Annotated in this window: 22 protein-coding genes; 17 read left to right on the forward strand and 5 right to left on the reverse strand. The window is 68.1% G+C overall.

Translation table 11 applies throughout. From position 1 onward, the window contains the following. Positions 1-9 precede the first annotated feature (9 nt). The 11 genes from test1122_RS19300 to test1122_RS19350 all read left to right on the forward strand — a co-directional run bounded on the left by test1122_RS19300 (position 10) and on the right by test1122_RS19350 (position 10,081). Complete coding sequence (locus tag test1122_RS19300) at positions 10-1,311, forward strand: MraY family glycosyltransferase (protein ID WP_232270420.1); 1,302 nt, start codon at positions 10-12, stop codon at positions 1,309-1,311. Between the two features lie 399 nt (positions 1,312-1,710). After that, positions 1,711-2,142, forward strand: a complete 432-nt coding sequence (locus test1122_RS19305; protein ID WP_232270421.1) for a Cg1360 family ATP-synthase-associated protein — start codon at positions 1,711-1,713, stop codon at positions 2,140-2,142. Between the two features lie 250 nt (positions 2,143-2,392). Further along, positions 2,393-3,226, forward strand: a complete 834-nt coding sequence (atpB, locus tag test1122_RS19310; RefSeq protein WP_232271987.1) for a F0F1 ATP synthase subunit A — start codon at positions 2,393-2,395, stop codon at positions 3,224-3,226. A 95-nt stretch (positions 3,227-3,321) separates the two neighbouring features. After that, positions 3,322-3,555: an ATP synthase F0 subunit C gene (atpE, locus tag test1122_RS19315; RefSeq protein WP_232270422.1), complete on the forward strand. Its 234-nt coding sequence runs from the start codon at positions 3,322-3,324 to the stop codon at positions 3,553-3,555. Positions 3,556-3,597: 42 nt separating this feature from the next. After that, positions 3,598-4,143 (forward strand): F0F1 ATP synthase subunit B, encoded by a 546-nt coding sequence (locus test1122_RS19320; RefSeq protein ID WP_232271988.1) that lies wholly within the window; start codon positions 3,598-3,600, stop codon positions 4,141-4,143. Next, positions 4,140-4,964 carry a F0F1 ATP synthase subunit delta gene (locus tag test1122_RS19325; RefSeq protein WP_232270423.1) on the forward strand — a complete coding sequence of 275 codons (825 nt, stop codon included), beginning with the start codon at positions 4,140-4,142 and terminating at the stop codon, positions 4,962-4,964. Before test1122_RS19320 ends, test1122_RS19325 begins: the two co-directional genes overlap by 4 nt. Positions 4,965-5,058: 94 nt before the next feature. After that, positions 5,059-6,630 carry a F0F1 ATP synthase subunit alpha gene (gene atpA, locus test1122_RS19330; protein WP_232270424.1) on the forward strand — a complete coding sequence of 524 codons (1,572 nt, stop codon included), beginning with the start codon at positions 5,059-5,061 and terminating at the stop codon, positions 6,628-6,630. Positions 6,631-6,632: 2 nt separating this feature from the next. After that, positions 6,633-7,562, forward strand: a complete 930-nt coding sequence (locus test1122_RS19335) for a F0F1 ATP synthase subunit gamma (protein ID WP_232270425.1) — start codon at positions 6,633-6,635, stop codon at positions 7,560-7,562. Between the two features lie 2 nt (positions 7,563-7,564). Beyond that, on the forward strand, positions 7,565-9,019 hold the full coding sequence (atpD, locus tag test1122_RS19340; protein ID WP_232270426.1) for a F0F1 ATP synthase subunit beta: 1,455 nt from the start codon (positions 7,565-7,567) through the stop codon (positions 9,017-9,019). An 85-nt stretch (positions 9,020-9,104) separates the two neighbouring features. Continuing rightward, positions 9,105-9,488 (forward strand): F0F1 ATP synthase subunit epsilon, encoded by a 384-nt coding sequence (locus test1122_RS19345; RefSeq protein ID WP_232270427.1) that lies wholly within the window; start codon positions 9,105-9,107, stop codon positions 9,486-9,488. Positions 9,489-9,628: 140 nt separating this feature from the next. After that, complete coding sequence (locus test1122_RS19350) at positions 9,629-10,081, forward strand: DUF2550 domain-containing protein (protein ID WP_232270428.1); 453 nt, start codon at positions 9,629-9,631, stop codon at positions 10,079-10,081. Between the two features lie 207 nt (positions 10,082-10,288). Here the strand turns inward: test1122_RS19350 and test1122_RS19355 are convergent, their stop codons facing one another. The 3 genes from test1122_RS19355 to test1122_RS19365 all read right to left on the reverse strand — a co-directional run bounded on the left by test1122_RS19355 (position 10,289) and on the right by test1122_RS19365 (position 13,934). Continuing rightward, a complete protein-coding gene (locus test1122_RS19355) occupies positions 10,289-11,938 on the reverse strand; it encodes a glycosyl hydrolase family 18 protein (RefSeq protein ID WP_338423553.1) in 1,650 nt (549 codons plus the stop codon). 152 nt (positions 11,939-12,090) lie between these two features. Beyond that, positions 12,091-12,699, reverse strand: a complete 609-nt coding sequence (locus tag test1122_RS19360) for a LuxR C-terminal-related transcriptional regulator (RefSeq protein WP_232271990.1) — start codon at positions 12,697-12,699, stop codon at positions 12,091-12,093. After that, the gene (locus tag test1122_RS19365) at positions 12,591-13,934 is read right to left on the reverse strand and encodes a sensor histidine kinase (protein ID WP_232270429.1); all 1,344 of its coding nucleotides are present in this window, start codon (positions 13,932-13,934) and stop codon (positions 12,591-12,593) included. The genes test1122_RS19360 and test1122_RS19365 overlap by 109 nt, the downstream gene beginning before the upstream one ends. Positions 13,935-14,000: 66 nt before the next feature. Between test1122_RS19365 and test1122_RS19370 the strand changes: the two genes are divergently transcribed. Beyond that, a complete protein-coding gene (locus tag test1122_RS19370; protein WP_232270430.1) occupies positions 14,001-14,777 on the forward strand; it encodes an E3 ubiquitin ligase family protein in 777 nt (258 codons plus the stop codon). 108 nt (positions 14,778-14,885) lie between these two features. Further along, a complete protein-coding gene (locus tag test1122_RS19375) occupies positions 14,886-15,428 on the forward strand; it encodes a hypothetical protein (RefSeq protein ID WP_232270431.1) in 543 nt (180 codons plus the stop codon). A gap of 417 nt (positions 15,429-15,845) precedes the next feature. Here test1122_RS19375 and test1122_RS19380 read toward each other — a convergent pair whose 3' ends face one another. After that, positions 15,846-16,418, reverse strand: a complete 573-nt coding sequence (locus test1122_RS19380) for a cob(I)yrinic acid a,c-diamide adenosyltransferase (RefSeq protein ID WP_232270432.1) — start codon at positions 16,416-16,418, stop codon at positions 15,846-15,848. 168 nt (positions 16,419-16,586) lie between these two features. Here test1122_RS19380 and test1122_RS19385 point away from each other — a divergent pair, with 168 nt between their 5' ends. From test1122_RS19385 to test1122_RS19395, 3 genes are all read left to right on the forward strand, one after another. Further along, positions 16,587-17,435, forward strand: coding sequence for a 3-hydroxyacyl-CoA dehydrogenase family protein (locus test1122_RS19385; protein ID WP_232270433.1), 849 nt, complete (start codon positions 16,587-16,589; stop codon positions 17,433-17,435). A 165-nt stretch (positions 17,436-17,600) separates the two neighbouring features. Then, positions 17,601-17,912, forward strand: coding sequence for an STAS domain-containing protein (locus tag test1122_RS19390; RefSeq protein WP_232270434.1), 312 nt, complete (start codon positions 17,601-17,603; stop codon positions 17,910-17,912). A 180-nt stretch (positions 17,913-18,092) separates the two neighbouring features. Beyond that, positions 18,093-20,585, forward strand: coding sequence for an ATP-binding protein (locus test1122_RS19395; RefSeq protein ID WP_232270435.1), 2,493 nt, complete (start codon positions 18,093-18,095; stop codon positions 20,583-20,585). 438 nt (positions 20,586-21,023) lie between these two features. Here the strand turns inward: test1122_RS19395 and nucS are convergent, their stop codons facing one another. Further along, entirely contained in the window at positions 21,024-21,686 is a 663-nt protein-coding gene (gene nucS, locus test1122_RS19400) for an endonuclease NucS (RefSeq protein WP_232270436.1), read from the reverse strand. A 221-nt stretch (positions 21,687-21,907) separates the two neighbouring features. Between nucS and test1122_RS19405 the strand changes: the two genes are divergently transcribed. After that, positions 21,908-22,300, forward strand: coding sequence for an SCO5389 family protein (locus test1122_RS19405; RefSeq protein WP_232270437.1), 393 nt, complete (start codon positions 21,908-21,910; stop codon positions 22,298-22,300). The last annotated feature ends 19 nt before the right edge of the window (positions 22,301-22,319 follow it).

A 22,319-nucleotide genomic window follows, 5' to 3' on the forward strand; every position in this document is an offset into this window, starting at 1 on the left:
GGGGAGCCCGTGCGTGAGTATCTGCTGACGTTGTGCGTCACGGCTGCGGTCACTTATCTCCTGACCGGGCCGGTACGGAAGTTCGCCATCGCGGCGGGGGCGATGCCGGAGATCCGGGCGCGCGATGTGCACCGCGAACCTACGCCCCGGCTCGGCGGCATCGCGATGTTCGGCGGGCTCTGCGCGGGCCTCCTGGTCGCCTCCCAGCTGGCGAACATCGGTGGCGTATTCACGCTTTCCGATGAACCCCGGGCGCTGCTCGCCGGTGCCGGGATCATCTGGCTGCTCGGCGTCCTCGACGACAAGTGGGGCGTGGACGCGCTGGTCAAGCTCGGCGGCCAGATGATCGCCGCCGGTGTGATGGTGTGGCAGGGCCTCACCATTCTCTGGCTGCCGATCCCGACCGTCGGAATGGTCGCCCTGACCCCGCTGCAGGGCACGCTGCTGACCGTCGCGCTGGTCGTCGTCACCATCAACGCGGTGAATTTCGTGGACGGCCTGGACGGCCTCGCCTCCGGCATGGTCTGTATCGCCGCCGCGGCGTTCTTTATGTACGCCTACCGCATCTGGTACGGCTACGGAATTGAGGCCGCCTCGCCCGCGACGCTTTTCGCGGCCGTGCTGATGGGTATGTGCCTCGGTTTCCTGCCGCACAATATGCACCCGGCCCGTATCTTTATGGGCGACTCCGGTTCGATGCTCATCGGCTTGGTGCTCGCGGCCGGTGCGGTCTCCATTACCGGCCAGGTCGACCCGGACGCCCTGCGGCTGTTCGACGGCTCCGAAAAGGCCGCCGTGCATGCGATGGTGCCGGTCTACATTCCGCTGCTGCTGCCGCTGACGATTATCGCGGTCCCCATGGCCGACCTGGTGCTCGCCATTGTCCGCCGCACCTGGAACGGCCAGTCGCCGTTCGCCGCCGACCGTGGCCATCTCCACCACCGGCTGCTGGAGATCGGGCACTCGCACAGCCGGGCCGTCCTGATCATGTACTTCTGGTCAGCGCTGATCGCCTTCGGCGCGGTGGCCTTCTCCGTGCGCTCCTCCAGCCTGGTCATCGTCCTCGCCATCATGCTGCTGAGCGCCATCGGCCTGGTCATCCTGCTGCTGCCCCGTTTCACCCCCCGCGTCCCGACCTGGGCCCAGCGCATCGTCCCACCCCGCTACCGGCACAAGCCGGAGCTGGCGGAGACCTCCGAAGCGGAACAGGCCAGAAACGCAGCCGCCCGCGCCGCAGGCCTCAACGGCTCCACGGCGGCGGGGGAGCGGCACCGTTTCACCGCGCCTCGGAAGGCCGGCAGCCGCCGGTAGCGAATATGCGGGGAAAACTGTGCTCGCTTTCTGACCGGCTGCCTGACTGGAATAAGTTCCGGCTGTGCGTTTCTTGGCTGGGAATAGACGTGCGGGGCTAAGTAATGACCCTCTCGTCTAAAACAGGCTAAAAACCGACAAGTCGGTGTTCGCTTGGGCGGTCACCGACTTGTGTTGTGGGTCAGCTCACCGATGAGCTGCGTACCTCTCAGGTGTGACCGTCAGCACACCAAGTAGGTAAAGACCTCATCAAATAGTTTGTGATACCGTTCACGAGAACCGGCGAGGGAGTCGGCGGGCCGCAGTGCGACGGTCTCCCGCTCAGCGTGCTCACGCAGCCGGGATACGCTCACCGCTGACGAGTTGTCTCAACCCCGTACCTCCGCTGGAGCAGTATTCATGCAGTCGAACGACGCCCGGATCCTCCGTGGCGCCGCGATCCCCACCGCCTGCGTCGGCTTGGTCGGCGTACTTGTCGGTGCGGTGACGGCCGGTGCCTCGGGTGCGATTGGCGCCGCGATTGGCGCGGTGCTGGTCCTCGCTTTCTTCGGTGCCGGCCTCTATGGGCTGAGCCGAGTGGGGCAGCGCTGGCCCGAACTGTTCCTCGGAGCTGGCTTCCTGGTCTATACGACCCAGGTCATCGTGATGTTCATCCTGCTGCGGGTCTTCCGCGACGCCACGTTCATGGACGGGCGGGTGTTCGGCTTCACTATGGCCGCCGGTGTCTTCGTCTGGCTCGCTGGCCAGGCATGGACCCACACCCGGACCAAGACGTTCTATGTGGAGCCCGACACCGCCAAGACTCCGGTTGATTCGGAGTCCCGCGCATGAGTGTTGTTCGCGAATGCGCCGATGGTAGGGGCGATATAAAAGCCCCCTCGGTGGACTGCTATGGTCCGACGCCGAGAGTGTGGCGAGCAGTGGAACGTGCGCTGTGCGGGACAGCGTCGCGTGCTCCCCGTCTCCTTGTGGGCCGCCCTGCCGTTGAGCCGGTCGTCCTGTTCTCCCGCGATACCCAGTCCAGTGCCGCTCCGTGGCCGCGTGCCACGCCGACACATCGAGGTAGCCGTACCTATGCGTCATATCGAAGGAGCTCGCGGTGAGTAGTGACCAGTTGCTCGCCTTCGAGACCGACTGCCACCTCTTCCAGGGGTGCGGCTTCGACACTGTGACCCCGAGCGTGTGGTCGTTCATCTTCGACCCGATCTTCACCATCGGACCGGTCGAGTTCAACAAGCCGATGCTGCTGGCGATCATCGGCACGATCGCCATCCTGAGCTTCTTCTGGGCCGCGTTCTCCAAGCCGAAGGTTGTGCCGGGCAAGCTCCAGATGGTCGCCGAGGCCCTCTATGAGTTCGTACGCCGTGGCATCGCCCGAGAGGTGATCGGCAAGAAGGGCGAGCCGTTCGTCCCGCTGCTGGTCTCGCTCTTCTTCTTTATCTGGATGATGAACCTCTGGGCGATCATCCCGGTGGCGCAGTTCCCGGTGACCTCGGTCATCGCGTATCCGGTTGGTCTCGCCCTGGTCGTCTGGGTCACGTATATGACGGTGACCTTCCGGACGAACGGTTTCGTCGGCGGCATCCGGAATCTCTGTGTACCCGGTGGGCTGCCCAAGCCGATCTACGTCATCCTGACGCCGCTCGAGTTCGTCTCGAACGTCTTCGTCCGGCCCTTCACGCTCGCCGTGCGACTCTTCGCGAACATGTTCGCGGGTCACATCCTGATCCTTATCTTCACGATCGCGACCTGGTACATGCTCGGCACCGTGCTCGGCACGGTCTACGCCACGGGGTCGTTCCTCCTGACGGTGGTCATCACCGTCTTCGAGTTGTTCATCCAGGCTCTCCAGGCGTACGTCTTCACCGTGCTGACCGCCACCTACCTCTCCCAGGCGCTCGAAGAAGCGCACTGAGAGGCCCGTGAGACCACAGCCACCACCCCAGCTCCAACCCAACAGACGTCCGGTGGACCAACCCCCACCGGCCCACCAAGAGAAGGAACCACGGAATGTCTGCTCTCGAGACCCTCGCGGCTGTCAATGGCAACATCGGCACCGTTGGCTACGGCCTGGCCGCGATCGGCCCCGGTATCGGCATCGGCATCATCTTCGGTAACGGCGTGCAGGCCATCGCCCGCCAGCCCGAGGCCGCCGGCCTCATCCGCCAGAACATGCTGCTCGGCTTCGCGGTGATCGAGGCCCTGGCCCTGCTCGGTTTCGTCGTTCCGTTCATCCACGGCTGACCGGTCCGCACATAGCCGTATCCGACGGAAAGGTCCATCATGATGTTCCTCCTGGCAGCGGGAGAGCCGCAGAAGCCGCTCACCCCAGTTCTGCCCGAGATCGTCATCGGCCTGCTTGCCTTCGGCATCGTCTTCTTCGTCTTCTACAAGAAGCTCCTCCCGGCCATCAACAAGGCCCTGGACGAGCGTCACGAGAAGATCGAGGGAGGCATTGACCGGGCTGAGGCACTGCAGGCCGAGGCGCAGCAGACGCTCGATGAGTACCGCGAGCAGCTGAAGGACGCCCGCCACGAGGCCGCGCGTCTGCGTCAGGAGGCCAAGGAGCAGGGTGCCGCGCTCATCGCTGAGATGCGTGCGGAGGGTCAGCGGCAGCGTGAGGAGATCATTGCCGCCGGTCACACCCAGCTTGAGGCCGACCGTAAGCAGGCAGCGCTGTCGCTGCGCCAGGACGTGGGCAAGCTCGCCACCGACCTGGCCGGCAAGCTGGTCGGCGAGTCCCTTGAGGACCACGCCCGGCAGAGCCGCACCATCGACCGTTTCCTCGATGACCTCGAGGAGAAGGCCGAATCCTCTGGGGTCGCCCGATGAATGGAGCGAGCCGCGACGCACTGGCTGCCGCCCGGGAGCGACTCGACGCGCTGACGGACAACACGTCCGTCGACGCGGCGAAGCTCGCCGACGAGCTGGCCGCCGTTACCGCGCTGCTCGACCGCGAGGTGTCGCTGCGTCGGGTCCTGACCGACCCGGCGCAGTCCGGCGAGGCCAAGGCCGAGCTGATCGGACGCCTGCTGGGCAGCCAGGTGGGGGGCGAGACCGTGGATCTCGTCTCCGGCATGGTCCGCTCCCGCTGGTCGCGCTCGCGCGAGCTGGTGGACGCGATCGAGCAGCTGGCGGACATCGCCGACCTGATCGCCGCGGAGCGTGACGGAAGTCTCGATGATGTCGAGGACGAGCTGTTCCGGTTCGGCCGGATCGTTGCTTCTTCGGCTGAGCTGCGTGCCGTCCTCAGCGGCAAGGCCGTCGACGGCGCCTTCAAGACCGCCCAGAGCGACCTGCTGCACCGGCTGCTCGGGGGCCGCGCCAAGCCGACCACCGAGCGGCTTGTGGTCCGCCTCGTCGGTCACCCCCGAGGACGTAGCCTGGAAGGTGGGCTGGAGACCCTCTCCAAGCTCGCCGCGGAGCGGCGGGACCGGTCGGTCGCCGTCGTCACCTCCGCGGTGCCGCTCAGTGACGGGCAGAAGCGTCGCCTGGGCGACGTACTGACCCGGCTGTACGGGCGCCAGGTGCACCTGAACCTCGATGTGGACCCTGAGGTCCTCGGCGGGATCTCGGTGCGCATCGGTGACGAGGTCATCACCGGCACCATCGCCGACCGTCTCGAACAGATCGAGCGGCGGATGGCTGGCTGAGGCCGGTCACAACCAACTCAACAAGCAGAACTTAGCGGCCCGAGTTGGGCCGTAGTACAGACTTCGGGCCCAACAAGGAGAGCAGGGAACCCAGATGGCGGAGCTCACGATCCGGCCGGATGAGATCCGGGATGCGCTGGAGAACTTTGTCCAGTCGTATACGCCGGACGCGGCCTCGCGCGAAGAGGTCGGGACGGTCAGCGTTGCCGGCGACGGCATCGCGAAGGTCGAGGGGCTGCCCTCGGCCATGGCGAACGAACTGCTGAAGTTCGAGGACGGCACCCTCGGCCTCGCCCTCAACCTTGAGGAGCGCGAAGTCGGTGCGGTTGTCCTCGGCGAGTTCAGCGGCATCGAGGAGGGCCAGCCGGTGCGCCGCACTGGCGAGGTGCTCTCTGTCGCGGTCGGCGATGGCTACCTTGGCCGTGTTGTCGACCCGCTGGGCACCCCGATCGATGGCCTCGGTGAGATCGAGACCGACGACCGTCGCGCCCTTGAGCTGCAGGCACCCTCGGTCATGCAGCGCAAGTCGGTGCACGAGCCGATGGAGACGGGTTACAAGGCCGTCGACGCCATGACACCGATCGGCCGCGGCCAGCGTCAGCTGATCATCGGTGACCGGCAGACCGGCAAGACCGCGCTCGGCATTGACACGATCATCAACCAGCGCGACAACTGGCGCTCCGGCGACCCGAACAAGCAGGTCCGCTGCATCTACGTCGCCATCGGCCAGAAGGGCTCCACCATCGCGTCCGTGCGCGGTGCGCTGGAGGAGGCCGGCGCCATGGAGTACACGACGATCGTCGCCGCTCCGGCGTCCGACCCGGCGGGCTTCAAGTTCCTCGCCCCCTACACCGGCTCGGCCATCGGTCAGCACTGGATGTACCAGGGCAAGCACGTCCTGATCATCTTCGATGACCTCTCCAAGCAGGCCGACGCCTACCGCGCCGTCTCCCTGCTGCTGCGCCGCCCGCCGGGCCGTGAGGCCTACCCGGGTGACGTCTTCTACCTGCACTCCCGGCTCCTGGAGCGCTGCGCCAAGCTCAACGAGGACATGGGATCCGGCTCGATGACCGGTCTGCCGATCGTCGAGACCAAGGCCAACGACGTCTCGGCGTTCATCCCGACCAACGTCATCTCCATCACCGACGGCCAGTGCTTCCTGGAGTCCGACCTGTTCAACGCGGGCCAGCGCCCGGCGCTGAACGTCGGTATCTCGGTCTCCCGAGTCGGTGGCTCCGCGCAGCACAAGGCGATGAAGCAGGTCTCCGGGCGGCTCCGCGTCGACCTCGCCCAGTTCCGTGAGCTGGAGGCGTTCGCGGCCTTCGGCTCCGACCTGGACGCGGCCTCCAAGGCCTCGCTCGAGCGTGGTCAGCGGATGGTCGAGCTGCTGAAGCAGCCGCAGTACGCGCCGTACGCCACCGAGGACCAGGTCGTCTCCATCTGGGCCGGCACCACCGGCCTGATGGACGATGTGCCGGTCGCGGACATCCGCCGCTTCGAGCAGGAGCTCCTGGAGTTCCTCGGCCGTGAGCACAAGGACCTCATGACCAGCATCCGTGAGGGCGGCAAGATGTCCGACGACACCCTGCAGAAGCTGGGCGGCGCCGTCAACAGCTTCAAGCAGCAGTTCGAGACCGCGGACGGCAAGCTCCTGGGCGAGGGCTGAGCATGGGTGCCCAGCTCCGGGTCTACAAGCGGCGGATCAAATCCGTCACTGCGACCAAGAAGATTACGAAGGCGATGGAGATGATCGCCGCCTCGCGCATCGTCAAGGCGCAGCGCAAGGTGGCGGCCTCCACTCCGTACGCCGACGAGCTCACCGCCGCGGTCACCGCGGTGGCGTACGGGACGGACGTCAAGCACGCCCTGACCACCGAGGTGGAGAACCCCAAGCGGGCCGCGGTGCTGCTCATCACGAGCGACCGTGGTCTGGCCGGTGGGTACTCGAGCAACGCCATCAAGGCGGCTGAGCACCTGACCACCCAGCTCACGACCGACCGCAAGGACGTCGACACCTACATCGTGGGTCGTAAGGGCGTCGCGTACTACAACTTCCGTGAGCGCAAGATCGAGCAGTCCTGGACCGGTTTCACGGACAGCCCGACCTACGCGGATGCGAAGGCCGTGGCGACCCCGCTCATCGAGGCCATGCAGCGGGACACCGCTGAGGGCGGCGTCGACGAGCTGCACATCGTCTTCACCGAGTTTGTCTCGATGATGACGCAGAACCCGGTCGAGCGCCGGATGCTGCCGCTCACCTTCGAGAGGACGGCCGAGGAATCGGCCAAGGTCTTCGTGGGCGCCGAGCGTCTCCGGCCGCTGTACGACTTCGAGCCGTCGGCGGAGGAGGTCCTTGACGCCCTGCTGCCGAGGTACGTCGAGAGCCGGGTCTACAACGCCCTGCTGCAGGCCGCCGCCTCCGAGCACGCGGCCCGTCGCCGGGCGATGAAGTCGGCGACCGACAACGCGGAAGATCTCATCAAGTCGCTCACGCGGCTTGCCAACGCGGCCCGCCAGGCCGACATCACCCAGGAAATCAGCGAGATCGTCGGTGGCGCGAGCGCGCTGGCTGACGCGACCGCGGGGAGTGACCGATAACTATGACCACCACTGTTGAGACGGCCCCCGTGACTGGCGGGGCCACCGGCCGCGTCGCGCGGGTCATTGGTCCGGTCGTCGACGTGGAGTTCCCCGTCGACGCCATGCCGGAGATCTACAACGCGCTGACGGTCGACGTCGCCGACCCGTCCCAGGACGGCAAGACCAAGACCCTGACCCTTGAGGTCGCGCAGCACCTGGGCGAGGGCATCGTCCGCGCGATCTCCATGGAGCCCACCGACGGTCTGGTCCGCCAGGCCTCGGTGACCGACACCGGCGAGGGCATCACCGTCCCGGTCGGCGATGTCACCAAGGGCCGGGTGTTCAACACCCTGGGCCGGATCCTGAACGAGCCGGAGGCCGAGTCCGAGGTCACCGAGCGCTGGCCGATCCACCGCAAGGCCCCGGCCTTCGACCAGCTCGAGTCCAAGACCGAGATGTTCGAGACCGGCCTGAAGGTCGTCGACCTGCTGACCCCATATGTCAAGGGCGGCAAGATCGGCCTGTTCGGTGGTGCGGGCGTCGGCAAGACCGTCCTCATCCAGGAAATGATCATGCGTGTGGCCAAGCTGCACGAGGGCGTTTCCGTGTTCGCCGGTGTCGGCGAGCGCACCCGTGAGGGCAACGACCTGATTGAGGAAATGGCCGAGTCCGGCGTGCTGCCGCAGACCGCGCTGGTCTTCGGTCAGATGGACGAGCCCCCGGGCACCCGTCTGCGGGTCGCGCTGGCCGGTCTGACCATGGCGGAGTACTTCCGCGATGTGCAGAAGCAGGACGTGCTGTTCTTCATCGACAACATCTTCCGCTTCACCCAGGCCGGTTCCGAGGTCTCCACGCTGCTCGGCCGGATGCCCTCCGCGGTGGGCTACCAGCCGAACCTGGCCGACGAGATGGGCGTCCTCCAGGAGCGCATCACCTCGACCCGCGGTCACTCGATCACCTCGATGCAGGCGATCTACGTCCCCGCGGACGACCTGACCGACCCGGCACCGGCGACCACGTTCGCGCACCTCGACGCGACGACCGTGCTCTCCCGTCCGATCTCCGAGAAGGGCATCTACCCGGCGGTGGACCCGCTGGACTCGACGTCCCGGATTCTGGACCCGCGCTACATCTCGCAGGAGCACTACGACTGCGCCTCGCGCGTCAAGGGAATCCTGCAGAAGTACAAGGACCTCCAGGACATCATCGCCATTCTCGGTATCGACGAGCTCGGCGAGGAGGACAAGCTCACCGTCCACCGCGCCCGCCGTATCGAGCGCTTCCTGTCGCAGAACACCCACGCGGCGAAGCAGTTCACCGGCCTCGAAGGATCGGATGTTCCGCTGGACGAGTCCATCTCCGCGTTCAACGCGATCGCGAATGGTGACTTCGACCACTTCCCGGAGCAGGCGTTCTTCATGTGCGGTGGCCTGGATGACCTCAAGGCCAAGGCCAAGGAGCTCGGCGTCTCCTGACGCGACTCCCGGTGCGGGGCGGGTCCGCCCGCCTCGCACCGCACGCACCCTTTATCCTGTGAAAACCCCAGTTTGAGGAGCCACTGTGGCTGAGCTGCACGTCGAGTTGGTCGCCGCCGACCGCAAGGTCTGGTCGGGCGAGGCCAGCCTGGTCGTCGCGCGCACCTCGTCGGGTGAGATCGGTGTCATGCCCGGCCACCAGCCGCTGCTCGGTGTGCTGGCGTCCGGCCCGGTTACCATCCGTACAACCGGTGAAAGCGGCGAGGGCACGGTCATCGCCGCTGTGCACGGCGGCTTCATCTCATTCGCGGAGAACAAGCTTTCGCTGCTCGCGGAGATCGCCGAGCTGTCGTACGAGATCGATGCCGAGCGTGCTATGCGTGCGCTTGAGCAGGCCAAGGCGGACCAGGACGCCGCCGCCGAGCGGCGTGCCGATGTCCGGCTGCGGGCTGTGGCGGTCGCGCGCTGAACAGCCCGTACGTAGACGAAACTCAGCCGCGGATGGCCCCGGAGCGTTGCTCCGGGACGGTCCGCGGCTGAAGCCATCATTGGTGCGGTCCGCGCAGAGCGCGCGGCACGCAGGGAACAACGCGAGGAGGTCGGTGAAAGATGGTCCTCGCTCTGCTGCTGTGCGGACTGTTCCTTGTGCTGGTGCTGCTGGCGCTCTTTGTCTTCGGACTGCGTCGGCGGCTGATCCAGCGGCCTGGTGGGACCTTCGACTGCAGCCTGCGCTGGGCTGTGTCCGAGGCCGAGGCTGCTGACTCCAAGGGCAAGGGCTGGAGCTATGGGGTCGCCCGCTACAACGGTGACCGGATCGAGTGGTTCCGGGTCTTCTCCTACGCTCCCCGCCCACGGCGGATCCTGGAGCGGGAGGCGATCGAGGTGCTGAAGCGGCGTACGCCGTGCGGTGAGGAGGAGCTGGCGCTGCTGTCGGATGCGGTGGTGCTGGGTTGTCTGCACCGGGGGACCCGGGTGGAGCTCGCCATGAGCGAGGACGCGCTGACCGGTTTCCTCGCCTGGCTGGAGGCGGCCCCGCCCGGCCAGCGGGTCAACGTCGCGTAGGGGGCTTTCCCCTGACCCTCCCCTTCCCGAAACTGGGGCTCCGCCCCAGACCCCGGTCCTCAATCGCCGGACGGGCTCGAAAATCGAGCCCGTCCGGCGATTGAGGACACATTTCGGGAAGGTGGGGGCACCTCCCAGCGGTAGCTGGGGGAGGGTCAGGGGAACACAGCCCGGAGAGGCGGGGCGGACCGCCTCCCCGGGCGCGGGCTAGGAGAGCCCGTTGTGGATGGCGGTGATCAGCTCACCGTTCGCCGTGTCACCGCTGAACTCCCAGAAGAACGCACCGCCCAGCCCCTGCTGCTTGGCATAGCTCATCTTGCCGCCAATGGTGCCGGGAGTGTCATAGCTCCACCACTGACTGCCGCAGTGCGCATACGCCGTCCCGGCAACCGTGCCATTGGCCGGACAGCGGTTCTTGAGGACCTTGTAGTCCTCAATGCCCTGCTCATACGTGCCGGGAGCCGGACCGCTCGCGCTGCCGCCGGGGGCGCTCTGGCTGACGCCGGTCCAGCCACGCCCGTAGAAGCCGATGCCGAGCAGCAGTTTCTTCGCCGGGACGCCCTTGGCCTTGAGCTTCTGGATGGCAGCGTCGGAGTTGAAGCCATCCTGTGGAATGCCGTCGTACGACCGCAGCGGGGAGTGCGGGGCCGTTGGGCCCTGCGCCGCCCAAGCGCCGAAGAAGTCGTACGTCATCACGTTGTACCAGTCGGTGTACTGGGCCGCTCCGGCATAGTCCGCCGCGTCGATCTTGCCGCCGCTGGAAGCGTCGGCGGTGATGGCCGCGGTCACCAGCTGATTGCCGAACTCGGCGCGGAACGCCTGCATCATGTTCCGCATCACCGCCGGGCCGCTGCTGTCACAGCTCAGCCCGCAGGCGTTGGGATACTCCCAGTCCAGGTCGATCCCGTCGAAGACATCCGCCCAGCGCGAGTCATTGACCAGTTCATTGCAGGACTTGGCGAAGGCGGCAGGGTTCTTCATGGCGTCACCGAAGCCGCCGGACCAGGTCCAGCCGCCGAAGGACCACAGGATCTTGATGTGCGGGTACCTCTGCTTGAGCTTCTTGAGCTGGTTGAAGTTGCCGCGCAGCGGCTGGTCCCACGTATCGGCCTGGCCGTCGACGCTTTCGGCGGCGGTGTAGGCCTTGTCTATGGCCGCGTAGGAGTCGCCCATGGTGCACTTGCCGCCCTGGACATTGCCGAAGGCGTAGTTGATGTGGGTGAGTTTGTCCGCGGAGCCGCTGGTGACCAAATTCTTGACGTGGTAACCGCGGTCGTAGACACCCCACTCGACGAAGTAGCCGAGGTTGATGTGGTCACCACGGGGGCCACCCGGGTCACCGGGATCTCCTGGATCTCCCGGATCACCGGGGTCACCGGGGTCACCGGGGTCACCGGGGTCACCGGGGTCGCCGGGGTCACCCGGTTCTCCCGGGTCACCTGAGCCATCGCAGGGGGCGCCATTGAGCTTGCACCGGCTCGGTTCTCCGCCGCCCGAGCCGATGAAGCCGAAGCTGACGCTCGCACCGGGGGCGAGAGTGCCGTTCCAGCTCTTGTTCTTCGCGGTGAAGGTGCTGCCCGAGCTGGTGATGTCGGCGTCCCAGTGGGAGCTGACCGTGGTGCCCGTGGGGAAGGTCCACTCGACGGTCCAGCCGTTGAGGGTGGTGGTGCCGGTGTTCTTCACCGTCCACTTGCCCTCGAAGCCGGAGCCCCAGTCGGAGGACTTGGTGTACGTCGCTGTCGCGCTGGCGGCCTGGGCTGGGGAAGCCAGACCGACGAGTGCGGCAAGGGGGAGGGCCAGCGCGACGGCTGTCGCGACAACCCGGCGTCTGATGCGTCTTACGGTGCCTGATCTCAAGGGGTGCTCCTCGAGCCTGAGGTCCGGAAACCCGGAGAGGAATGGGGGACCTGCGCCGCCGTGCGAGCATGCGTGAGGCCACGCTCACCGCAGTTGCCCGGGAGCGTAAGGAGGTCCAGACCTTTGGTCAATAGGTCTGGACCAAATTGGTTTCAGTTCCCCGCAACGCCCCATTCACGGGCGTGTACCGCGGCCTGCGTCCGGCTTTTCAGGCCGAGTTTGCCCAGCACCCGGCTGACATGTGTCTTCACCGTGGCCTCCGCCATGGTGAGGGACGCCGCGATCTCCGCGTTGGAGAGCCCTTCGCCCAGGCAGCCAAGCACCTCCCGCTCCCGCGAGGTGAGCGAGGCCAGCTCCGGCGGCGCGCTCGCGGCAGCGGGATTCGCGGCTCCCGGGGCCGCGAACTCACGGATCAGCCGACGGGTCACCGCCGGAGCGATCAGACCCTCACCGCGCGCCACCGTCCGTACCGCCTCAACCAGCGACGCCGCGTCGGTGTCCTTGAGCAGAAAGCCCGCCGCACCGGCGCGCAGCGCTCCGAAGACATACTCATCCAGATCGAAGGTGGTCAGCACCAGCACATCCGCCAGCTCCTCCGTTACCACCGCGCGCGTGGCCGACACACCGTCAAGCCGTGGCATCTGGATGTCCATCAGTACCAGATCGGGCCGCAGTTCACGGGCCAGCCGGACCGCCTCCGCACCGTCCCCGGCCTCTCCGATGACCTCGATCCCCGGGGCGTTACGGAGAATGAGGACCAGCCCGGCCCGTACGGCCGACTGGTCCTCGGCGACCAGAACCCGGATCGCCATGTGCGCTGAGATCCTTCTTCCAGGGGGAGTACGGCCCGTACGAGCCAACTGCCGTCGTGCGGGCCGGCCTCGAACTCACCGCCCAGAAGCTCCACCCGCTCCCGCATCCCGATCAGCCCGGCGCCCGAGCCCGGCGCGCGCGGGCCTGGACGTACGCCGAGCGGGCTCATCACACGGACCGTCAGAGCATCCTCCCGGCACAGCCGCACGGTGACCTCCCCGGGTGCCGCGTGCTTCAGCGCGTTGGTGAGTGATTCCTGCACCACGCGGTAGGCCGTCAGCTCGATTGGCGCGGGCAGCGCGGAAGCACCGCCGACGTATGTCTCATCCCGCAGGACGAAGCTCAGCCCGCTGGCGACACCGCTCGTACGGACCTGCTCCACCAGCGAGCTCAACCCCGCGAGGGTCGGTGCGGCGCTGGGCTCGTCATCACCGCTCGTATCACGGAGGATGCCGATGAGGCGGCGCATCTCGGCCAGCCCCTGGACGCTGTTCTCCCGGATCACCGAGAGCGCGTCCCGGGCGGTCGCGCGGTCGTCCAGCGACTGGGCCGCCGTGGCGTGGATGGCGATCGCGGACAGATGGTTGGCCACCAGGTCATGCAACTCCCGGGCCATCCGGGCGCGCTCAGCGGTGACCGCCTGGGTGCGGTCCATCTCGGCGAGCAGCGCGGTCTGTTCGGCGCGCAGCCGCTCGGCGGCGGCGGCGTTGCGATGGTCCCGGATAATGATCGCGGTCCATGCGGGAGCGACCGTGATGAGCCCGCAAACGGCACCGAGCAGCAGTGCGTCCGGTTTACGGGAGGCGGCCAGCGTGCCGATGGTGACGGCCACCGTGAGGGCGACGCTCACCGGCAGCACGGCGCGGGACAGCCGGGGACCGCCGTAGAGCACGGCCGCGTAGACCACATCGGTGAACAGCACGATCGTCGCCAGCAGCGATCCCGTGAGCGTGTCCCCCACCAGCGCGGCCACGGCGATCCCCAGCGCCCAGGGCTGGCCGGTCCGCCGCCCCAGCACGGCCACGCACATCACCACGAGCGGAATGAGCACCAGCGCCCCGTGTTCCCGGCCCAGCACCGGATTGCTGTAGAGCCCGAGCACCCACAGCAGCAGCCCGCTGAGCAGCCCGGCGACGGCGATCAGCACATCGGCGCGATGGGGGCGGGGAAAGGGGCACCGCATGGCCCTATCTCAGCATGCCGACGGTAGAGTCGCGCCGACGAAGCGAAGCAACTCAGGGGGATATCCATGGTCTGGGTCGGCCTCATCGGCTTGGCGGTGGCGGTGGTGTGCGGATATCTGGCATGGGTCGCGAACACGCGTATCCGCTCGATGGAGAGCACTGAGACCCTGTCGGTGAGCGACCTCAGGGCGCTGCGCTCGGCGGCCGTGGAGGCTGCCGGTGAGGGGCAGTTCCGCTACCGCTGCGAGGTTGTCGGTGCCGCCCGGGAGCACAAGAACGGGGCGTTGAGCTCCGAGCTGGAGAAGGTCGACTGTGTGTGGCACAAGCACAAGGTCACTCACAAGTACGAGGAGATCACCCGGGACAGCAAGGGCAGGCGGCAGCGCAGGACTCGGAGCGAGGTGGTCTCCCAGCACTCCAGCCCCACCGCCTTCTTCGTCGAGGACGCCACCGGCAAGGTCGTGATACGCCCCGGCAAACACGACGTCATCGGGGCGGAGAAGGTGCTGGACCGCTTTGAGCAGCACCACGGCGACCGTGGCGGCCAGCTCAAGATCGGCCCGCTCACGCTGGGTTCCTCCCGCGGTGGCACGATCGGCTACAAGCACGAGGAGTGGGTGGTCCGTTCCGGCCGCCAGCTCTTCATCCATGGCGAGGCCAGCGACGCGGGCGGCGGCCTGTCCATCGGTGCCCCAGCCGAGGGCGGCGTCTTCATCATGTCCACCAAGCCCCAGGATGAACTGATCCGGGGCGAGAACAACAAACTCCTGGGCTTCGGCATCGGTGCGGGCGCAGCCGCCCTGACGGGCGTGGTCTTTCTGATCCTCAGCTTTCTCAGCTGAGCCCGGGCCCCCGGAGTACATCGAAAGTCGCAGCAGCGGTTCGTCATCGGCGACGACGAACCGCGGCGTATCGGCGGAGACGCTGGAGGGGAGTGAGAGGAGCTCCCCTTGATCATCGGCCTGATCATCGCCGCTGAGATCGGCTTCTGGGTGCTGCTGGCCGCCGGACTGAGCCTGCGCTATCTGGCGAAGATGCCGCGCCTTGGAGCAGCGGTGCTGCTCTGTGAGCCACTGCTGGAGGTGGTGCTGCTCATCGCCACCGCCATCGAGCTGAAGGGCGGCGCGGCACCGGGCTGGCGGCATGGCCTGGCCGCGGTGTACATCGGCTTTACGGTGACCCATGGCCACTACATGATCAAGTGGGCCGACGGTCACGTCGCCCACCGCCTCGCGGGAGGCCCCCCGCCGGTCAAGCCACCTCGCTACGGGATGGCGCGGGCCCTGCACGAGTGGAAGATGGCCGCCCGCGCGGTGGGCGCCGCGGCGATCGCCGCGGCGCTGCTTCAGGCCGCCGTCCGGTACGTCGGCGCCGCGGACCAGATCGTGCCGCTGCGCGACTGGCAGACGAAGATGGCCCTGGTCGCCGTGATCAGCGTGATCTGGGCGCTCACCTACACCCTGTGGCCCAAGAAGTCCCCCGCCAACGCATAGCGAGCGCGCCTGGCGTGCCCCCAACCCCGCCCCTCCCCGAAACCGGTGGCTGCCGCCCCGGGGCCCCCGAGTGTTGTGGGCACTCGGGCCGCCCGAGGGGCGATGGGGGTACCTCCCAGCCCGTTCAGGGCCTGGGGGAGGGTGGGCACAACACCGGCCACCGGCCCGCACCGGGCCCCCGGGGCGGAGCCCCGCCGCGCGGCGGAGCCGCATGTCGGTACAGCCGGGAAGGGGCGGGATTGGGGAACCCCCACCCCCGTGCCGGGGCGGAGCCCCGCCACGCGGCGGAGCCGTATATCGGTGCAGCTGGGAAGGGGCGGCATGGGGGAACCCCCACTCCCGCCGCCGGGGCGGAGCCGTATATGGGCGGGCATAGGGGAGGCCCACACCGCGCGGCGGAGCCGCGGGAGACGGGGCTCAGCGGTTCTCGCCGGGCACCCACAGGATGTCGCCGAGCTCCTTGTTCGCCGTGCGGGCCAGAATGAACAGCAGATCGGAGAGCCGATTGAGATAGGTCGCCGCCAGGGGATTCATCGTCTCGCCGTGCTCCTCCATGGCTCCCCACGTGGCGCGCTCAGCGCGCCGCACCACCGTGCAGGCCTGGTGCAGCAGCGCGGCGCCCGGCGTGCCCCCGGGCAGGATGAAGCTGCGCAGCTTCTCCAGGTGCTTGTTGAAGCGGTCACAGTCCGCTTCCAGCTTGTCGATGTAGCTCTGCTCAACCCGCAGCGGCGGATACTCCGGATTCTCCGCCACCGGGGTGGCGAGATCGGCACCGACATCGAAGAGGTCGTTCTGTACCCGGATCAGGACCGTCCTGACCTCCTCGGGGAGCTCGCCCAGCGCGAGGGCCACCCCGATGGCGGCGTTGGCCTCATTGGCGTCGGCGTACGCGGCGATCCGGGAGTCCGTCTTGCCGGTGCGGCTCATATCGCCCAGCGCGGTGGTGCCCTTGTCGCCGGTACGGGTGTAGATGCGCGTCAGATTGACCATGCTTCGAGCCTAATGCGCTCAACTGCGCAAGGCGGCCCACGGAATGGCGCCTTCCGGTGTGATGTCCATCAGGTGAGACGTGACGCGCATCTCTTCAGCGCCCACCGATCGCTCACGGGCGCTAAGGTCCGCCTGAGAGCGACCTACGCCCGCAGGGAGGAAGAGCACGTGGCCAAGAAGCTTGCCGTCATCGGGGCCGGACTCATGGGATCCGGTATCGCACAGGTCTCCGCCCAGGCTGGCTGGGACGTGGTGCTCCGGGATGTCACCGATGAGGCGCTGGCCCGTGGCAAGGGCGGGATCGAGGCCTCATATGCGAAGTTTGTCGCCAAGGACAAGCTGACGGCCGCGGACGCTGAGGCCGCACTCGCCCGTATTGTCACCACCACCGATCTGGAGGCCGCCGCCGACGCGGATGTCGTCGTTGAGGCGGTCTTCGAGAAGATCGAGGTCAAGCAGGAGATCTTCCGCACCCTCGACGGGATCGTGAAGGACGAGACCATCCTGGCCTCGAATACCTCCGCCATCCCGATCACCAAGATCGCGGCCGCCACCCAGCGCCCCGAGCAGGTCGTCGGCACCCACTTCTTCTCGCCGGTGCCGATGATGGCCCTCTGTGAGCTGGTGCGTGGCCTCAAGACCAGCGATGAAACCCTCGCTCGCGCACGGGAGTTCGCGGAGAGCGTGGGCAAAACCTGTATCGTCGTCAACCGCGATGTCGCCGGTTTTGTGACGACCCGTCTCATCACGGCGCTCGTCGTCGAGGCGGCGAAGCTGTACGAGTCCGGAGTGGCCACCGCTGAGGACATCGACATCGCCTGCAAGCTGGGCTTTGGCCACGCCATGGGCCCACTGGCCACCGCCGACCTCACCGGGATCGACATCCTGCTGAACGCCACAGACAACATCTACACCGAGTCCCAGGACGAGAAGTTCGCCGCCCCCGAGCTCATGCGCCGCATGGTGGACGCGGGCGACATTGGCCGCAAGAGCGGCGAGGGCTTCTACCAGCACTGACCCGCACCGACCCAGCACCAGTCCAGCGACGACATGGCTCACCCGTAGGGGTGAATTCCGTATCGGTTCGAGTACGGACGGCAACTTCACTGCCGGAGCGGCAGTCAGTTGTGGTGAGACATTCAGACACGAAGGTTCACGCGACGCACTTTCCGGGGAGCGCATATGCACATCAGGGGCGACCACGCCGAGATGGTCGTCGGGGGCCGCCTCGACGTCCGCAGCGCTGCGGACGCCCGCACTGTCCTGCACACCGCCGTCGACTCCGGACAGGGGGACCTCGTGCTGGATCTCGCGGGGCTGGACTCCTGGGATGCGACGGGCCTCGGTGTGATCATGGGTGCCCACCGGCGGGCGGGCCGGTGTGGGCGCCGGCTCGTCCTGCGGGACGTACCGCCGCAGATGCAGCGCCTGCTGGTGGCTACCCGGTTGCATCGCATCCTGGCCATCGAGGGCGGAATCCTCACAAAGCCATGACGATTCCGGCGGCCTTCCCCGGCCCCGGCTTTGGTGACACTGGACGAAGGTCTAGGGTTCGGTTCACTGTCACGAGGGGCGCATGGACTGCGCCGCCGACGGGCACCGGACCAGAAGCGAAGGCGAGCGTGCGGACAGCCCGGGAGAGCTGAGCACGCACCGCATCTGGGGGCTTTGAGCATGGACCCGAACAGCCAGGGACCGGAGAACCAGGACAGCAACGACGGCCGGCATAGTCAGGACAGCGGAGCGCTGGCCAGGACTGTGCAACTTGTCGCCGGTGACTTCCTGCTGACCGTCAACCCTGTCGACGGCAGCGAGATCGAGCCATATCCGCCGGGCGACGTACCCGATGTGCCACGGCGGCATGGGCCCGAAGGCCCAGACGGGATTCAGCGCGCCACCGGGCCGCTCACCCTGGTGGAGGAAGCGGCGGTCGATATGCCGCTGCTGGAGCGGGAAGAGGAACGCGAGCGGCTCGCCCGGCTGCTGGCGCGCGGCCGTTCCGTCCGCGTCACCGGACCCTCGGGATCGGGACGCACCGCCCTGCTGGACGCGGTAGCCGCCGACTGTGCCGGGCTGGCGCCGGACGGCGTGGTGCGGCTCAGCGGCTACCACCGCACCCCCACCGACCTGCTCCATGAGCTGTTCGCCGCGGTGCACCAGGCCACACTGCACCGTCCCGGCCGTGATCTGCTGCTGGACAGCCTGCGCGGAGTCGGCGCGGTCGTTGTGCTCGACGACATCGAGTTCGGCGGCGCGGCCCTCGATGAGCTGCTGCACGCCACCCCGGAGTGCGCCTTCCTGATCTCCGCCACCCCGGATGTCGCCGCCCCCTCGGCGGACTCGCACCTCGAAGAGGTCTTCCTCTCCGGCCTCAGCCGCACGGCCTGTCTTGAGCTGCTGGAGCACGGTGTGCGGCGGCCGCTGGGCAACGATGAGTCCGACTGGGCAGCCGATCTGTGGTTTGAGTCCGAAGGGCTCCCCCTGCGCTTCGTACAGGCCGGGGCGCTGCTGCGGCACCGGGACGCGCGGCGGGCCGAACCGGATGCGGCACCGCTGCCCGCACTGTCGGTCGCCGCTCTCAACGCTGAGGAGGTGGCCGCCGGGCTCTCCCCGCTGGCCCGTGGGGCGCTGCGGTTCGGTGTCGCGCTCGGTGGTGAACTGCCGCACCAGTCGCATCTGCCCACGCTCCTGGAGGAGTCGGGCGCGGACAGCGCGATGGCCGAGCTGACCGGCGCCGGGCTTGCCACCGCCGCCGGAGCGCACTACCGGCTGGCGGCCGGAGTGGCCAGGCAGCTGACCGCCGCGGGATACGGCGAGGACGCCACCGCTCTGGCACAGGCCGCCGCGCGGCACTACGCCTGGTGGGTCGGGCACCCCTCCATCACCCCGGAGCGGGTCGCCGTCGAGGCCGATACGGTTCTGGCCGCCGTCCAGGGCGCCCAGCGGGGCGGCCACCCGAGCGCCGCCGTACTGCTGGCGCATACGGCGGCTCCCGTCTTCGCGGCGGCACTGCGGTGGTCCGCCTGGGAGCGGGCGCTGCGCAGCGGCCAGGAGGCGGCGCGGCTCGCGGGTGAGGTGGCCGAAGAGGCATACTTCCACCATGAGTTGGGTGTGCTCGCGCTGTGCACGGGGAATCTGGAGCGGGCGCGGGCCGAGCTGGAAGCCTCCATAGGGCTGCGGGGTGTGCTGGCCGACCGCCGGGGCGCGGTGGCTGGGCGCCGGGCGCTGGCCCTCGTCGCGGACCTCTCCGGCCCGCAGGCCGGGGTAGGGCGCACCGCGGCGGAACCCCCCTCGCCCGAGTTGCCGGACTCCCGGAGCGAGGAGCCGGCGTCACCGCCCGGTGGGCTGACCCCGCCGTTGGGTGACGCGTACGAGGCGGACACCCTGATCTCCGGGGAGAGCGCGGGAATCGGCGACTACGGCACCGGCGGCGAACGCCGCGCCACCCGGCGGCTGATGATCACCGGGGCCCGGCGCAATGTGGTGGCCGCCAGCGCGGGTGCCCTCCTGGCAGCCGTGCTGGGCACGGTGGTCACGCTCGGCAACGCCTCCAACGGTGATGACGATCAACCGGACCGGGTGAAGCCGGACCGTTCTGCCTCGGAGCAGGACGGTGACGACGGCCTGACCGCGGACCGGCCGTCGCAGGACGCGACGAGAAGTCCGAAGCAGCCGAAGCCGAGCAGCGGCGCACCGGACGCCTCCCACCGGGCGGGCACCTCGGCCTCGGGCAGCGCGGGCAGCGGGACGCCGGGCGACAGCCACTCATCGCCCAGCCGGACGTCCGGCGGCGGCTCTTCCGGTGGTGGCTCCGCCACCGGCGGGACGTCTGATGGCGGTACGACGTCTGGTGGCAGCACATCGGGTGGTGGCACGTCCGGTGGCGGTTCGACCGGTGGTGGGACGTCCGGCGGCGGTTCTTCCGATGGCGGGCCCAGCGATTCACCGAGCGAGCCCGAGGAGTCGAGTGAGCCGAGCCCTCCTGAGGGTTCGGACGATCCGAGCGGCTCGGATGAACCTACCGAAGAACCGGGGGGTACGGATGGTCCATCGGCGGGTACTTCGGACACCGCGAGTGGGCCTGCGCCGACCGATTCGGCGGCGCCGGGCGGTGATTCTGCGGACGGCTCCTCAGAGCCGGCCAGTGGCTCGCCGACCGTCGCCTAGCGCGGCTGCCGCGCGGCGGGGCTCCGCCCCGGCTGCGGGGGTGCCGGGGTGGGATTTCCCCAATTCCCGCCCCTTCCCGGCTGTGCCGATATGCGGCTCCGCCGCGTGGCGGGCTCCGCCCCGGCTGCGGGGTGCTGTGGGTGGGGTTCCCCGTGTCCCGCCCCTTCCCGGAAACCGGGGCTTGCGCCCCGGGCCCCGGGGTGGCCGGTGCGGGCCGGTGGCCGGTGTTGTGCCCACCAGGCGTCGCGAGCCCCGCTGCGGGGTGGGCCGGAGCATCGTGGCTGGTGTGGGTGGGTGGTTGCGTAGCAGGGCGGGCCCACGCCCCTCGCGGGGCTGGGGGCACCTCCTGGGGGCACCTCCCTGGGGGCACCTCCCAGCGGTAGCTGGGGGAGGAGTCTGGGGGAGTTAGCTGGGGGGAGAGTGCCCACAACACGTGGGTTAGAAGAGGCGGAGTTTGTCGTCTTCGATGCCGCGTAGTGCGTCATAGTCGAGGGCGACGCAGTCGATGCCTCGGTCCGTGGCAAGGACACGGGCCTGCGGCTTGATCTCCTGAGCCGCGAACACGCCCTTGACGGGAGCCAGATGGGGATCGCGGTTCAGCAGCTCCAGATAGCGGGTGAGCTGTTCGACACCGTCGATCTCGCCGCGTCGCTTGATCTCGATCGCGATGGTCGTGCCCTCGGCGTCGCGGCCGAGGATGTCCACCGGGCCGATGGCAGTGGGGTATTCACGCCGAATCAGCGACCAGCCCTCACCAAGGGTCTCCATCCGGTCCGCGAGGAGCTCCTGAAGGTGCGCCTCCACCCCGTCTTTGATCAGTCCGGGGTCGACGCCGAGCTCGTGCGAGGAGTCGTGCAGGACCTCTTCCATGGTGATGATGAGCTTCTCGCCCGCCTTGTTCACCACGGTCCAGATGCTGTCTTCCCCCTCCTTGAGGGTGCACGGTGGGGACATCCAGTTGAGGGGTTTGTAGGCCCGGTCGTCAGCATGGACGGAAACGGAACCATCGGCCTTCACCAGGATGAGCCGAGGGGCCGAGGGGAGGTGGGCGGTGAGCCTGCCGGCGTAGTCCACGGAGCAGCGGGCGATGACGAGACGCATGGTCCGTCACGCTACTCGACATCCAGCTGTCGGCGCGATTCGCCCCTGCTTCTCCCCGTTCATTCGTGGCCGGTTGTGTGCGTGTTCGTATGGTGGGTGGCCGTCAAGGGCTCTACCGTTAGTAGCGGGGGCGTCGCCGACCGAGAGCGTGTGACGATACGGCGGGGCCTCCTGTCCCGTCCGTGAGACCCCGCTGACAGGGGTCGCGAGAGGAGAACCCCATGTCGCTCGACGTCTCACCGGCCCTCCTGGAACAGGCCGAGCGAGGCGAGGTGGACGAAGCGGAATTCGTCGACTGCGTCAAGAACTCCCTCCCCTACGCATGGGAGATGATCAGCTCTCTGGTGGCCCGGCTCAAGGTCGACGGTGGGGAATTCGCCGACAACCAGACACCGCCGCCGGACGAGCAGGCACGTGGCCAGTTGCTCCGTGCGATGGCGAGCGACGCCATCCGAGGAGCCCTGGAGCGGCACTTCGGGGTGCGGCTCGCCTTTCAGAACTGCCACCGGGTCGCGGTCTTTCCGCTGGATGCCTCTGTGGATGACCGGCTGAAACGCTTCACTTCCATCCGTGGTCAGCTGCTCAACCAGTCACCGCTCCTTCGCGACTGCTGAGCGGCAAGGCCCTTGCGCC

The organism is Streptomyces gobiensis, from assembly GCF_021216675.1.
In the GTDB taxonomy this organism is placed as follows: domain Bacteria; phylum Actinomycetota; class Actinomycetes; order Streptomycetales; family Streptomycetaceae; genus Streptomyces; species Streptomyces gobiensis.

Coding starts and splice junctions, on each gene's coding strand:
- test1122_RS19305 (WP_232270421.1), top strand. CDS start 1,711: ATGCAGTCGAACGACGCCCGGATCCTCCGTGGCGCCGCGATCCCCACC.
- atpE (WP_232270422.1), top strand. CDS start 3,322: ATGTCTGCTCTCGAGACCCTCGCGGCTGTCAATGGCAACATCGGCACC.
- test1122_RS19320 (WP_232271988.1), top strand. CDS start 3,598: ATGTTCCTCCTGGCAGCGGGAGAGCCGCAGAAGCCGCTCACCCCAGTT.
- test1122_RS19325 (WP_232270423.1), top strand. CDS start 4,140: ATGAATGGAGCGAGCCGCGACGCACTGGCTGCCGCCCGGGAGCGACTC.
- atpA (WP_232270424.1), top strand. CDS start 5,059: ATGGCGGAGCTCACGATCCGGCCGGATGAGATCCGGGATGCGCTGGAG.
- test1122_RS19335 (WP_232270425.1), top strand. CDS start 6,633: ATGGGTGCCCAGCTCCGGGTCTACAAGCGGCGGATCAAATCCGTCACT.
- atpD (WP_232270426.1), top strand. CDS start 7,565: ATGACCACCACTGTTGAGACGGCCCCCGTGACTGGCGGGGCCACCGGC.
- test1122_RS19350 (WP_232270428.1), top strand. CDS start 9,629: ATGGTCCTCGCTCTGCTGCTGTGCGGACTGTTCCTTGTGCTGGTGCTG.
- test1122_RS19365 (WP_232270429.1), bottom strand. CDS start 13,934: ATGCGGTGCCCCTTTCCCCGCCCCCATCGCGCCGATGTGCTGATCGCC.
- test1122_RS19370 (WP_232270430.1), top strand. CDS start 14,001: ATGGTCTGGGTCGGCCTCATCGGCTTGGCGGTGGCGGTGGTGTGCGGA.
- test1122_RS19380 (WP_232270432.1), bottom strand. CDS start 16,418: ATGGTCAATCTGACGCGCATCTACACCCGTACCGGCGACAAGGGCACC.
- test1122_RS19390 (WP_232270434.1), top strand. CDS start 17,601: ATGCACATCAGGGGCGACCACGCCGAGATGGTCGTCGGGGGCCGCCTC.
- test1122_RS19395 (WP_232270435.1), top strand. CDS start 18,093: ATGGACCCGAACAGCCAGGGACCGGAGAACCAGGACAGCAACGACGGC.
- nucS (WP_232270436.1), bottom strand. CDS start 21,686: ATGCGTCTCGTCATCGCCCGCTGCTCCGTGGACTACGCCGGCAGGCTC.
- test1122_RS19405 (WP_232270437.1), top strand. CDS start 21,908: ATGTCGCTCGACGTCTCACCGGCCCTCCTGGAACAGGCCGAGCGAGGC.